The 13,424-nt window shown below is 73.1% G+C and carries 9 protein-coding genes; 5 read left to right on the top strand and 4 right to left on the bottom strand.

The genetic code is table 11. The features are described from left to right. Positions 1-382: 382 nt before the first annotated feature. Positions 383-3,187, top strand: coding sequence for an SdrD B-like domain-containing protein (locus ACFWPI_RS08385; RefSeq protein ID WP_380379512.1), 2,805 nt, complete (start codon positions 383-385; stop codon positions 3,185-3,187). 136 nt (positions 3,188-3,323) lie between these two features. Then, on the top strand, positions 3,324-3,815 hold the full coding sequence (locus ACFWPI_RS08380) for a helix-turn-helix domain-containing protein (protein WP_380381091.1): 492 nt from the start codon (positions 3,324-3,326) through the stop codon (positions 3,813-3,815). Between the two features lie 76 nt (positions 3,816-3,891). Here the strand turns inward: ACFWPI_RS08380 and ACFWPI_RS08375 are convergent, their stop codons facing one another. The 3 genes from ACFWPI_RS08375 to ACFWPI_RS08365 form a co-directional block, all read right to left on the bottom strand. Then, a complete protein-coding gene (locus ACFWPI_RS08375; protein ID WP_380381089.1) occupies positions 3,892-4,494 on the bottom strand; it encodes a ClpP family protease in 603 nt (200 codons plus the stop codon). A 1-nt stretch (position 4,495) separates the two neighbouring features. Next, a complete protein-coding gene (locus ACFWPI_RS08370) occupies positions 4,496-5,134 on the bottom strand; it encodes an ATP-dependent Clp protease proteolytic subunit (protein ID WP_380381087.1) in 639 nt (212 codons plus the stop codon). A 286-nt stretch (positions 5,135-5,420) separates the two neighbouring features. Continuing rightward, positions 5,421-7,355 (bottom strand): PIG-L family deacetylase, encoded by a 1,935-nt coding sequence (locus tag ACFWPI_RS08365; RefSeq protein ID WP_380374470.1) that lies wholly within the window; start codon positions 7,353-7,355, stop codon positions 5,421-5,423. Positions 7,356-7,785: 430 nt separating this feature from the next. On the opposite strand from ACFWPI_RS08365, the gene ACFWPI_RS08360 reads away from it, so the two are divergent. Genes ACFWPI_RS08360 through ACFWPI_RS08350 form a run of 3 tightly spaced genes read left to right on the top strand, consistent with a single transcriptional unit; the run spans position 7,786 to position 11,780 of the window. Then, entirely contained in the window at positions 7,786-8,715 is a 930-nt protein-coding gene (locus ACFWPI_RS08360; RefSeq protein ID WP_380374468.1) for a phytoene/squalene synthase family protein, read from the top strand. After that, on the top strand, positions 8,712-11,060 hold the full coding sequence (locus tag ACFWPI_RS08355; RefSeq protein WP_380374465.1) for an MMPL family transporter: 2,349 nt from the start codon (positions 8,712-8,714) through the stop codon (positions 11,058-11,060). Before ACFWPI_RS08360 ends, ACFWPI_RS08355 begins: the two co-directional genes overlap by 4 nt. A 48-nt stretch (positions 11,061-11,108) precedes the next feature. After that, complete coding sequence (locus ACFWPI_RS08350) at positions 11,109-11,780, top strand: hypothetical protein (protein WP_380374463.1); 672 nt, start codon at positions 11,109-11,111, stop codon at positions 11,778-11,780. Positions 11,781-11,940: 160 nt separating this feature from the next. Here the strand turns inward: ACFWPI_RS08350 and ACFWPI_RS08345 are convergent, their stop codons facing one another. Beyond that, the gene (locus ACFWPI_RS08345) at positions 11,941-13,242 is read right to left on the bottom strand and encodes a glycosyltransferase (protein WP_380374460.1); all 1,302 of its coding nucleotides are present in this window, start codon (positions 13,240-13,242) and stop codon (positions 11,941-11,943) included. Positions 13,243-13,424 lie beyond the last annotated feature (182 nt).

The following is a 13,424-nucleotide window of genomic DNA, read 5'->3' as shown; positions in this document are numbered from 1 at the left end:
TCCTTCTGATCGCGGGTGGGTGGCCGGTCAGGCCGTGGAGCCATTCCTACGGTTTGATCACCGGCTTCGGATAGCAACTTTCAGGCCTAATGGCCCCCCGGGCAGGACGGCGGCCGGGTACCGGAACGACGGCGAGGCAGGGGGCGTTGCGGTGGACGCCGTCGGGCGGGACTGCGGGGAGTTGCGGATCCGGTTCGCCGCAGGGGTCCGGGCGCTCCGGGCGTCGGGATTTCTCCTGCGGTATGCGAACTTGTGCGGTCGTATCCGAACTTGATGCGATTTCCTGCCCTTCATCTGTCACACACACCGGTGAATGCGCCCCGAAACCAGGACGTGGACGACCGGTTGTCGCTCTGCTGGGGGTCCTGTCCGGATCGGGCAGATGTCCGCCGACCATGAGAGTGGGGATCAGGTGGGGACGAGAAGGAGAAGGAAGGGCGTCGCGCGGGCCGCGGTGCTCGCCGCCGCGCTGTGCGGGGGCGGGGCGCTGACGGCGCCGGCGGCGTTCTCGCAGACGGAGGACGGGACGGTGACGGTCCGGGTGATCCGGGCCGTGGACTCCTCCGGGGTGTGGACGCCCGCGCTGGAGCCGGGGCTGGCGGGCGTGAAGGTGACGCTCACCGGCGAGGAGCGGGCCCACGTCGAGGGCACCACCGGGGCCGACGGGACGGTCACGCTGGCGCCGCCGCGGAGCCGGGAGCACGGCGGAACGTACCGGGTGCAGGTGGTGAATCCGAAGCCGGGCGTGCTGTTCCCGGCGTTCGCCTCCCGGCAGGGGCTGGACGGCGCGCCGAACCGGCTGAGCTCCAACGAGGAGTTCGTCGACCTCTCCGGCGGCAAGAACGTCTCGTACACCACCGGGCTGTGGTACCCGGGGGACTACTGCCAGCAGAACGCGCCGCTGGTGACGACCTGCCAGAACACCACCTTGGGAGGCGGCGCGCAGCGCACGCTGGTGTCGTTCCCGTACCGCGCGCGCGGCCAGGACGGCGTGGACGTCAACGTCACGAACCTCGCCACCGACGCGCAGACGGGCACGCTCTACGGCATCGCGTGGAACAAGGCCGACCGGCGGGTGTTCTCCTCGGCGTCGGCCAAGCGCACCACGGACTACGGTCCGGGCGGCGCCGGCGGCATCTACGTGACCGACCCGGCGCAGGGGCGGACCACGCTGTTCACCACCGTCCCGGACGCCGGCGGCACGGCGCACGGGCCGGGGACGGACGACGCGTTCCTCGTCGCGCCGGGCAAGGAGAGCCTCGGCGGGCTGAAGGTGACGGACGACGGCCGGGACCTGTTCGTCGTCAACCTCAACACCCGCACGCTGTACCGCTACGACGCGACCGCGCCGACGGCCGCGCAGCCGAGGGGCGTCTACCCGATCCCGGACCCGGGCTGCGCCTCGGCCGGGGACTGGCGGCCGTTCGGCCTGGGCCTCCAGGACGGCGTCGGCTACCTCGGCGGTGTCTGCTCGGGCGAGTCGACGGGCAAGGCCTCGGACCTGCGGGCGGTCGTGCTGCCCTTCGACCTGGCCACCGGCCGGTTCCGCACGGCCGTGCTGGACCAGCCGCTGGACTACCCACGCCAGTCGACCGTCGGCTCGGGCCCGTGCGACGGCGCGGGCTGGTTCCCGTGGACGAACACCTACCCGACCACGCAGAACGGCCAGACCTGCGCCGGTTTCCGCGCCCAGCCGGAGCCGGAGCTGGGCGAGATCGGCTTCGAGACGGACGGCTCGATGCTGCTGGCCTTCCGCGACCGCATGGCCGACCGGGCGACGGGCCAGTCGGGGTCGGGCGCAGCGGTGGGCGAGGTGCTGTCGGGCGGTGACCTGAACAAGGCCTGCCTGGCCGGCGGCACCTACGTGCTGGACGCCAACACCGGCTGCGGGCTCTCGCCCCGGGGCGCCCGCTTCTTCGACACCAGCCGGATGGGCGTCCACCACAACGCGGCCTACGCCGGGATGGCGCTGTCCAAGGTCGAGAACACCATCGGGACCTCCGGGTTCGACCCCAACAGCACGGCCTTCGGCTACGGCACGTCGTTCGTCCAGCGCGACGGCAGGCAGGACCCGGCGTTCGGCCTGCGGCTCAACCCGGCGAACGTGCCCGCGCCGTTCGGCAAGGGCGCCTCGATGGGCGACCTGGAGGTGCTCTGCGACCAGGCGCCGCTGCAGATCGGCAACCGGGTCTGGTACGACACCGAGCACAAGGGCATCCAGAAGCCGGGCCAGCGCCCGGTGGAGGGCGCCACCGTCCACCTGTACGACGGGCCGGGGAAGCTCGTCGGCACGGCGCGGACGACGGCGCGCGGCGAGTACTACTTCGACGACTCGAATGTGGACGGCGGGCTCAAGCCGCACACCAAGTACACGATCCGGCTGGACAACCCCGCCGACTACGCCCAGGGCGGCCCGCTGTACCAATGGGTGCCCACCCGGCACGACGTCGGCGACAACCCGTTCATCAACTCCAAGGGCGTCGTCCCGCCGGGCGCAACGTACGCCGAGCGGGAACTGACCACCGGCGGGCCGGGCCAGGACGACCACACCTTCGACTTCGGCTTCCGACCGCAGGAGGGCACGCTGACCCTGGTCAAGCACGACCAGGACGGCAAACCGCTGGCCGGGGCGACGTTCCAGCTGTGGCGCTGGAACGGCGGGCCCAGCTGGCCGCAGACCACCGGCGGGCACAAGGACTCGCCGATCGGCGATCCCTGCACCACCGGGGCCGAGGGCATCTGCCGGATCGTCGTCGGGCCGGGGACGTACTACTGGGTGGAGGTGAGCCCGCCCGACGGCTACGCGGCACCGGCCATCGCGGTCTTCGGGCCGCTGGTGCTCACCTGCGAGACCCTGGACGACGGGATCACGGTGACGGTCGTCAACCGGCTGCTCCCGTCGGCCGGTTCGGGCGCGGCCACGTCGTCGCCGGGTGCGGTCTCGACCCCGGCCCCGTCGCCGGGCCCGTCGTCGTCCTCGGCAGTGGCGGTGGCGGCGGTGGCGTCCCCGCCGCCGCCGTCGCCGAGCGCCGGGCCGTCCTGGCCCGATGAGCGGCCCGGCGGCGCGCTGCCGACCACCGGGGCGGGCAGCGTGCTGCCGCTGGGCGCGACCGGTGCGGCGGCGCTGCTGGGTGCGGGCGGCGTGCTGGTCGTGGTCGCGCGCAGGCGCGGCGCACGGCACGCGTAACGGCACGCGTAGCGGAACCCGGCCGGGCCCGTGGCGAGTTCGACGGCCACGGGCCCGGCCGGGCGGCCCGCACGGCTTCACCCAGGGCAGAACTCCACTCCCTTCCCCCGACGCCCCGGATCCCTAGGCTGGAGGAGTGAGCACTCATGCGCCGAACGAAGCCCGCGTCATCCCCCTGCGCCCGCACACCTCGTCGCCCGGTTCCGGCGGGGCGACCCGCGACCCGCAGCGGCCGGCGGGAGCGCCACCGGCGCCCGCGCCGAGGGAACCCCTGTGGCGCGACCTCGTCGGCGATGCGATGCGCCGCGAACGGCTCGCCCAGGAACGGACGTTGAAGGACGTGGCGGAGGCGGCCCGGATCTCGATCCCGTACCTGTCGGAGTTGGAGCGCGGGCGCAAGGAGGCCTCCTCCGAGGTCCTCGCGGCCGCCGCCCGGGCCCTCGGACTCGGCCTCGCCGACCTGCTCTCGCTCGCCCAGGACGAGCTGACCCGGCACACCCGGAGCCAGGCGGGCCGAGGCCTGGTGGGCCGGAGCGGGGTGGGCCGCAGTCAGGTGGGCCGAAGCCGGTTGGACCGGAGCCGCACGTCGCCCACGGGGCAGTACGACGGGCTCTGCCTCGCCGCCTGACCTGACCCGGCCCGGCCCGGCCGAAGGCCGGTACGACGGTGGTGCACCCCGCCGTACCGGCCACGGCCGCGCGGAGTCAGCCGAACGCGAGCCGTCGGCTCAGCACCTCGTCGGCGAGCCCGTAGGCGACGGCCTCCTCGGCGGTGAACACCTTGTCCCGGTCCATGTCCGCGCGCAGCGTCGCCACGTCGTGACGGGTGTGCCGGGACAGCACCTCCTCCACCTGCGAGCGGGTGCGGACCATCTCCTTCGCCGCGAGGCTGAGGTCGGACACCGTCCCCTGCCGGCCACCGCTGGCCGGCTGGCCGAGCAGCACCCGCGCGTGCTGGAGCACGAACCGCCGCCCGTGGTCTCCGCCGGCCAGCAGCACCGCCGCCGTCGACGCCGCCTGACCGACGCAGAACGTGGAGATCGGCGCCTGCACGAACGTCATCGTGTCGTAGATCGCCATCAGCGAAGTGAACGATCCACCGGGCGAGTTGAGGTAGATCGAGATCTCGCGTTCCGGGCTCTCCGACTCCAGGTGCAGGAGCTGCGCGATGACCACGTTGGCGACCCCGTCGTCGATCTCGGTGCCGAGGAAGATGATCCGCTCGTTCAGCAGCCGGCTGAAGACGTCGTAGGAGCGCTCGCCCTGCGCGGTCCGCTCGATCACGTAGGGAACCGTGTACGACCCCATGTCACAGCCCCATCCGTCGGCGCGACGCGGCCGGGCGGATGTCGGCGACCGACTCCACCACCCGGTCCACGATCCCGTACTCCCTGGCCTGCTCGGCCGTGAACCAGCGGTCCCGGTCGCCGTCGCGCGCGATCGTCTCCTCGCTCTGCCCGGTGTGCTCGGCGGTGATCCGCTCGATGGCCTTCTTGGTGAACTGGAGGTTCTCCGCCTGGATCTCGATGTCGGCGGCGGTGCCGCCGATGCCCGCCGAGGGCTGGTGCATCATGATCCGCGCGTTCGGCAGCGCGAGCCGCTTGCCGGGCGCCCCCACGGTGACCAGGAACTGGCCCATGCTGGCGGCGAACCCCATCACCAGCGTCGAGACGTCGTTCGGGATGAGCCGCATGGTGTCGTAGATGGCGAGCCCCGCGGTGACCGACCCGCCGGGGCTGTTGACGTACAGGCCGATGTCGGTGCGCGGGTCCTCCGCCGACAGCAGGAGCAGCTGCGCGCACACCCGGTTGGCCGACACGTCGTCGACCTGGGTGCCGAGGAGGACGATCCGCTGGGCGAGCAGCTGCGCCGCGAGGTGGTCGTCGAAGCGGCTGGGCGGCGTGCCGCCCTCCTCCGCGCGGGGCGCGAGCGTGGTGAGGGGAGTCATCCGGTCTCCTTGTCGAGATGCCGAGGTGTCGAGGTGTCGAGGTGTCGGGGCGGGCTTGCCCTCGACTCCACTCTTGACCCCGGGAGACCTCCGGATGCGTTTTCTCTGCCCGCCGCAGATTCGCCACGGGCAGAGGCGACGGCCCGGGCCCGGGGGGCCGCCGGGAAATAAAACGACACGGCCCCCGGGCCCCGCCGGGGGGGGGCGGACCCCCGGGCCCACCACCGCCCCCCGGTGGGCCGCCCGTAATGGCACCCCCCGGGCCCCCGGGCCCCGGGCGGGACGGTCAGACCGGCATGCCCTGCCAGCCGCCGAGGTTGGTGGGCGTCGTGCCCGCGCGGTAGTAGACGCGGCCGTCCGAACCGATCGCGAACACGTGGAGGACACCGCCGCCGTCGACGAGCGCGGCCGGGTAGTCGAGGACGGTGCCGCCGAGGTCCTGCCAGGTGCCGTAGCCGGAGTTCGGGGCGGTCTGGGCGGTGGTGCTCACGCCGCCGCCGCGGTTGCGCTCGAACAGGACGACCCGTCCGCCGGCGGTGGCCGCCGCCGGCTCGCCCACTCCTCCGTCGCCGCCGAGGGGGGCCGGGGACTGGCTCCACTCGCCGCCGGGCCGGGTCTGGTAGCTGACCAGCATCGCCCCGGTGCCGACCTCGCGGTAGGCGAGTTCGATGCGGCCGTCCTGGTCGAGCGCGGCCTTGGGCGGGCTGGCCGGCCGGGCGCCCGGGATCGGGTTCGGGCCGCCGAAGGCGCCGTTCGGAGCGGTCTGCCACCAGCCGAGGATTCCGGTGCGGCTGCTGGCGAACACCTCGATCGCGCCGACGCCGTTGCGGATCGCGGTGACCGGGTCCTGGAGGTCGGTGCCGCCCAGGTTCGTCCACGTGCCCGTCCACACCCCGCCCGGGGTGGTCTGCCGGATGCTGCTGAGGCCGCCCCCGCCGTTCTTGACGAACAGCTCCAGCCGCCCGTCCTGGTGGCCGGCCACCACGGGCACGCCGACCTGGTCCTCGTTGCCGAGCCCGGTGTTGGGGTTGCCGTGGTCGGCCCAGCTGTTCCACCACCAGCCGTTGGGCGTGCCCTGGGGCAGGGAGATGATGTGGTGATCGGTCAGGCGGCGGGCGAAGACCTCCAGCCGGCCGTCGGCGTTGGTGCCGACCGCGATGCCCGGCGCCAGCCGCCCGCCCGGGTCGGCCATCCGCACCGGACCGCCCCAACTGCCGTCCGCCTGACGCCAGTACGTGTAGAGGGCGCCGGCCCGGACGACGAAGACCTGCGGCCGGCCGTCCTGGTTCAGCCCGGCCCAGGAGGTGCCCCGCGACCAGCGGTAGTACATCCGGGAGTACCAGGCGTCGGAGTAGTTCCCCGAGTGGTCGTGGCTCGCGTACTCGGAGACGAACACGCCCTTGGCGCCGGTCGTCGCCGGGTCGAGGTTCACCGGGGAGTCGCTGATGTTGTAGTCCCGGTAGTTCACCTGGATCAGCCCGCCGCCGTACAGCAGGGCCGCCTGGCCGGCGAACTTCGCGGCGGAGACGTGGTCCGAGTGGTCGCCCGAGTAGCGGCTGTCCGGGAGTTCGTCCTGGGCCCGGAGCACGGTCGGCTGGTACGTCACCATCAGCTGCCGCAGCACCTCGACGACGTCCGCCGCCGTGTAGGTCGACGGCCCGGACAGCGGGCTGCCCACCGGGACGACCGTGGTGTCGGTGCCGCCGGCCAGGACGGCGCCGAGCCCGGCGTCGTGCAGGTTGAGGAAGATCAGGTGCACCTGGCGGTCCTTGAGGACGTACCGTTCGACCTGCTTGCCCGCGACGGTCCACGCCTCGACCGTCCAGTGCCCGACCTCGTCGGTCGCCGGGTCGGTGTCGCCGACCCCGGCCATCCGGGAGTAGGCGTTGACGGCGCCCATCTGCCGGTTCCAGGTCCGCAGCGGCTCGCCGGCGGTGTCCCAGCAGACCGTGGCGCACGGGTCGCCGGTCGCGTTGCCCGCGGTGACGAACACCGTGACGGACGGGGTGCCGAGGGCGATCGCGTTGGACAGGTCCGGGTTCATGAACAGGATGTCGTCGTCCTCGTGCGCGACGACCTGCATGAACAGCGGCCCGGAGGCGGCGGCCGGGGCCGCCCCCACGGCCGCCGCCGCGCGGGTCGCGGTCCCCTTGGCCAGGACGGGCGCGGCCAGGGCGGTGAGCGCGACGGAGGTGAGGAGTTGTCGTCGTCCGATTGCCATGTGATTCCCCCCAATTCGAGATCGGCATGTGATCACGCCAGGAGGAGGTTAGCGCATTGCCGGGCGGAAATGCCCGGGGCTGCGTCGGGTGAATTGCCAACGGGGAAAAGTCAATTGACGTGTGATCAAGTCACTTCGTTCACTCCCCGCTCATCGGACGCATTTCCGGAAGAGCCCGTTCCTGCACAGGTGGAATCGGACCAGCGGGCGATAAGACGACAAACCGAATCCAGCTCTGTGCGCCGAGCGGGGGGAGGCTGGTCGCGTGATATGACGGCGTGTCACCAAATCTGCGCCGATCGGCCTGCGGGACGATGAGCCCGCTTCGGCGCCCCACCTGGGGAGCCACGCCCGGACGGCCCTTCAGGAGATGTGCGGCCGCCGGCTCGGAGCGGGAGCCCGACCACTCGCCGTAGGAGTTCCGTTGTATTTGGACCGCTGGTCACTGGACCGGGCCGGCATCACCGATCACACGTTGCGGGAATCCTACGAGTTCTGCCGGCGGATGCTGATCTCGGTGGACGGGCGGACCTACTGGGCGGCGAGCTGCTGCGCGCCGCCGGCGGTGCGCCCGCACCTGTGGGCGGCGTACGCGTTCGGCCGGCACGCCGATCAGCTGGTGGACGGGGGTGACCGGCCGGGCCGGGCCGAGGAGTTCGAACGGTGGGCCGAACACCTCACCGCAGCTCTCGAAGACGGTGACGGCAGCAGCAGCGGTACGGGAGATCCGATCACACGTGCGCTGACACACACGGTGCACAGCCGTGGCATCCGCGTCGAGGACCTGATGGCCTACGTGGACGGCCTGCGGATGGACCTGTCCCCCGCCCACTACCCGACGTTCGCCGAACTCCGGCCCTATCTGCGGGCCGTGGGCGGCGCCCCGGCCCGGATCCTGCTCCGCGTCTTCGAGGATCCTTCACCCGCCGCCGAGCAGGCGATGACCCGGCTCGGGGAGGCCGCGCAGTTCACCGACATCGTGTGCGACATCGCCGAGGACCTGCGGATGGGCCGGCTGTACCTGCCGCTGGAGGACCTGGAGCGCTTCGGGCTGACCCGCGACGACCTCGCCGCGGAGGACAGCAGTGCCGCGGTGCGCGAGCTGCTGCGCTTCGAGGTCTCACGGGCACGAGAGCTGTGGGAGGAGGGCCTCGACGTCCTCGACCTGGTGCATCCGACCAGCCGTGCGGCCTGGCAGGCCGGAGCCGCGTTGCTGCGCGCGCCCCTGGACCGGGTCGAGCGTCGCGGCAACCAGGCGGTGGGCGCCAAGGACTGGACCACGGCACCACGCACCGCGGCGATCCTGGTGCGCAGCCTGCTGCACCCGCCGGTCGGCGCCGCAGTTCCGGCACGCCCGTGAGCGCCCACGAGGTCACACTCCCCACCCAGCCCGCACCCACCCACCCCGTACCCACCCAACCGGCACCCTCGCCGCCGCAGGCGCCGGGCCCCCTGTCGCGTCCGCCCCTCCTGCACCGGCTGGGCGTGTTCTCGGCGCGCCGGCGGGGGCTGGTCTGCGGTGTCTGGCTGCTGGCGGTCGCCGCGTCGATCGGGCTGCTGCCGCACTTCCTGTACTCGCTGCGCGCCCCTGTCGTCCGCGTCGACGGATCGGAGTCGGTGCGGGCGGACGGGTTGGCCGCCAGGGGCTTTCCGCTGCTGGGATCCGAGCAGCTCCTGCTGGTGTTCCACTCCGAGCAGCTCGATGCCACCGATCCCCGTTACGCCGACACGGTCGCGTGGACCGCGGCCGCGCTGCGGCACCAGCACGGCGTCCGGGCCGTGGCCGTGCTCCCGACCGCCGAGCAGGCGGCCGCCTCGCCCCCCGCGGACGATGTCGGCGCGCTGATGGCCGCCCTCTCACGGCTGAGCCACGATCCTCACAACGCCTACGCCTTGGTCGGGCTCGGCGGTGACGAGAGCAGACGCCAGGAGCGGATCGGCGCCCAGCAGGCCCAGGTGGGGCGGGTGGCGCAGCACTTCAGCGACGGCGCGGTCAGCGCCGCCCTGGTCGGCAGGACGCCGGTCAACGACGACCTGCGCTCCGTCGAACTCGCCGATCTGCGCGATGTCGAGGGCGTCGCCGTGATCCTGGCCCTGGTGGCGCTGCTGCTGGGCCTGGGCACGGTGGGCGCGGCCCTGGTCCCGGTGGTGCTGGCCGGCGCCGCCATCGCGCTCACTTTCGGTCTGATCGCCGCGGTGGGGCTGATCGACCCGACGCTGCGTCCCGACACCCTGCTGGTGACCGTGGTGACGGTGGTGGGGCTCGGCATCGGCATCGACTACGCGCTGTTCGTCGTCGTCCGCTTCCAGGAGGAGATCGCCGCCGGCGCCCCACCGGAACAGGCCGCCGGCCGGGCGCTGGCCACCAGCGGCCGGACGGTCTGCTACTCCGGCGCGGTGGTGGCGGCCGCCGCGACGAGCATGCTGCTGCTGCCTTCCCGGGTCTTCCGCGACCTCACCGCCGGGACCTGCACGGTGACGGCCGTGGTCCTGGCCGCGACGCTGACCCTGCTGCCTGCCGCCCTCGCCGGGGCCGTCCCCTGGCTGGGGCGCGGCGCGCTGCCCGGCCACCGTCCGGCCCGCCAGGACGTCGGCGATGCGGAGGGGCAGCCGTGGGCCCGCTGGGCGCGGCGCCTGATGCGGCGTCCGGTGCCCTACCTGCTGGCCGGCCTCGCCCTGCTCGGCGCTGCCGCGGCCCCGGCCCTGGGCCTGAGCCTGGGCGTCGACTTCGGACGCCACGCACTGGCCGGCACCCCCTCCGGCGCGGCTCTGGCGGTCCTGGAGAGCGACGCGCTCGCCGGAGCGGCGGGCCAGGTGACGGTCATGGTCCCGCACACCGCCGCCGGGCCCGCCCCCCAGCTCCCGGCGCTCCTGGATGCCTTGCGCGCGCAACCGCAGGCGGCCGTCGTCCAGGCCGTCGACAACGGCCGCGACCTCACCATGGTGGTCGTCGTCCCGGCCGTCGCCCCGGACTCTCCGGCGGGCGTCGAACTGGTGCGTCGCATCAGGGAGTTGACCGAGCCGCTGCGCCAGTCGGGCACCCCGGTCGCGGTCGGCGGGTTCGGCGCGCTGCTGCTGGACATCACGCGGGAGGTGTCCGCGACGGTGTGGTGGGTGATCGGCTCCGTACTGGCGCTGTCCCTGTGCTACCTGGTCTTCGTGTTCCGCAGCCTGCTGTTGCCGCTGAAGGCCGTGGCGATGAACCTCCTGGCCACCGGGGCGAGTTACGGCCTGACGGTGGCGGTGTTCCAGCACGGCTGGGCCCAGGGCCTGCTCGGGTTCACCTCGACGGGCCGCGTGCAGGCGTATCTGCCGGTGATCGTCTTCGCCGTCCTGTTCGGACTGTCCATGGGCTACGAGGTGTTCCTGGTGCGCCGGATCCGGGAGGAGTACCTGGCCACCGGCGACAACACCCGCGCCGTGGCACTGGGGCTGCAGCGCACCGCGCGCCCGATCACCACCGCCGCGCTGGTGATGGTGCTGCTGTTCGCCGGCCTGCTCGCCGACCGGGTGCTGGAGATCAAGGAGATCGGCTTCGCACTCGCCGTGGCCGTCGCGCTCGACGCCACCGTCGTCCGCCTGCTGCTGGTGCCCACCGTCATGCGCCTGCTGGGGGAATGGAACTGGTGGCTTCCGGCTCCTCCGATCCGGTTCCGCACCCGCGCGTCGCGCAGGGATGACGGCGTACCGAATCAGGATCTGTAAGCATACGAACGATATTTGCCCTGCACTTCCCTCGAACCAGGAGACAGCATGCGCACCGGTCGATATGTACTGGCCCTGTCCGCGGCCGCCGTGGCGATCACCGTGGCCGGCCTGACCGCGCCGCCCGGCACCTTCGACTCCCACGCCTCAGCGCAGGCCCGCGCCGCGGCTGCCGCCGCCGAGCAGGACGTCGCACTGTCCAACGGCCAGGCCGACGTCCAGCTCACCGGTCGCGCGAACCTGACGCTGGACCAGGCCGGCATCCAGGAGAACCAGAAGGGCGGGGACACCACGGGGCTCGTCGACGACGAGACCCACTGCTCCGGCGCCGGCGGCACCGCGGACCTGATGCCCGACGGCTCCCTCACCGGCACCGTCAGCTGCCAGGACGACGTCGTCTTCACCCCCACCGACGAGGCCGGCGCGGACAACGGGACCACCGGCCAGCAGGTGGAGGTGACGCAGATGACCGAGAACCTGGCCACCGGCGAGGTCGACGTGATGCTCGACGGCAAGAAGGTCCCCCTGCTCACCTGCCCCGATCGCTCCTCCGACGTCACCGTCAGCGGATCGAGCGCGCAGACCGACGACGTGGGATGCGACGTCACGCCCGGCGCCGCCGACACCTTCAACAAGAAGTTCAGGGTGAGCGTCTTCGAGCCGGGCGACGAGATCGCCCACGGCACCGGCAGCGCCACCGCGAAGACCACCACCAAGTGATCCGCACTCCCGACCCGGAAAGGCCTCCCCCATGACCGACCAGAGCACGGCCGACGACTCCCCCCGCCACACCGCTCCCGACGAGATCGCCCCCGGCCGGGGGCGATTCCCCCCCCCGGCCGGTCGATCCTCCCGAGCACCCGGCGGCGCCCAGCGGCGGTCAGCCGAGCGAGTCCACCAGTTCGGCGATCGCCGTCAGCGGCTGGTGGGCCGCGAGTTCGGCGGCCAGGTCGGCGGCGTTGGCACGGTAGGCCGGGTCGGCCAGGACCCGGTCGACGGCCTCGCGCAGCTCCGGTTCACCCGGGCGCCCGGTGCGCAGGTCGATGCCGACACCGCGCCAGGCCACCCGGGCGGCCACCTCGGGCTTGTCCTCGCTGCCGCCCGCGACCACCAGCGGCACCCCGAAGGCCAGCGCGGTGTGGACACCGCCGTAGCCGCCGTTGCTGATCAACACGTCGGCGTGCGGCAGGAGCCGGTCGAACGGCAGGTAGCCGGCGGCCCGCACGTTGTCCGGCAGGCCGCCGAGCGCCTGCGCCAGCAGCTCGGGCCCGTCCGGGCGGACCGTGGCCGCGACCACCAGCAGGTCGGGGCGGTCGGCCAGCGCCCGCACCGCGGGGACCAGCAGCTCGGTCAGGTCGTCATTGGCCAGGGTGCCCTGGGTGACCACCACGACCGGACGGTTAGAGGCCAACTCAGGCCACCACTGCGGCAGTTCCACCTCGATCCGGCTCTGCGGCGCCAGCGCGCCGATGTAGCGCAGCGAGGCCGGCGCGTCACTGCGCGGGTACTCGAACCCCGGGACGGTCAGCTGCAGGTAGTGGTCGGGCCCGGTGACGGCGGCGTTCGCCCGGGGCCCCGGCGGCAGTTCGGCCCCGACTCCGGCGAAGACCTCGGCCGCGTACTGCCGCAGCGGTTCGCCGCGCAGTGCCGCCTCGGCGTTCAACTCCCGGTTGCGGGCCAGCCCTTCCGGTCCCGCCTGGGGCGCCAGCGCGAGGCCGAAGGGCGCGGTGTCGACACTCTGCAGCATCGGCGGGGACACCCCGATGCCCACCACGGCCGGCCGCTCGTCGCGCGGATGGGCCAGCGCCAGAGCCACCGCGCCGTGGAAGAAGCAGTCACCGAGCACGACCGTGGCCGGGAACTCCGCCAGCAGCGCGCGCAGCGCCCGGTACTGCGCGGGCACCGGGTCGATGAAGATGTTCCGGGCGTCGAAGGCCAACCGCTGCGGCCCGGGCGGCAGTTCGGACCGACCCGGGAAGGAGTCGTTGATCCGGCGGTCGTCGAAATCCGCCTCCGGCGGCAGGGCGACGAAGCGCGCCCCGGTCTCCTCGGCGGCCCCGGCGAACCGCGCCCCGCCGAGGAAGACCACCTCGTGCCCGCGCGCCACCAGGTCGGCGGTGATCGCCAGCATCGGCGCGGTGTGCCCGTGCGCGGGCATGGCGGCAGTGATGATCCTGGACATGTGAAACCCCCCATAGTTGTTCCTCGGCCGGTCCGTGCGCACCCCGTGGTCCTCCCCGTGCACCCGGCCCACAGCGCAGGCTAGCCCACCACGCCGCGTCCACCCGACACCGACACCGGCGGCGGGGCGGCGGGGCCAGGCGGGACGGGCGAGGCCGCCCGTCCCGCTGGATCGTCAGGTCG

Source organism: Kitasatospora sp. NPDC058492, from assembly GCF_042720685.1.
Taxonomy (GTDB): Bacteria; Actinomycetota; Actinomycetes; order Streptomycetales; family Streptomycetaceae; genus Kitasatospora.
The sequence above is the reverse complement of the archived record's forward strand: the minus strand, read 5'-3'. Positions and strand labels throughout refer to the sequence as shown.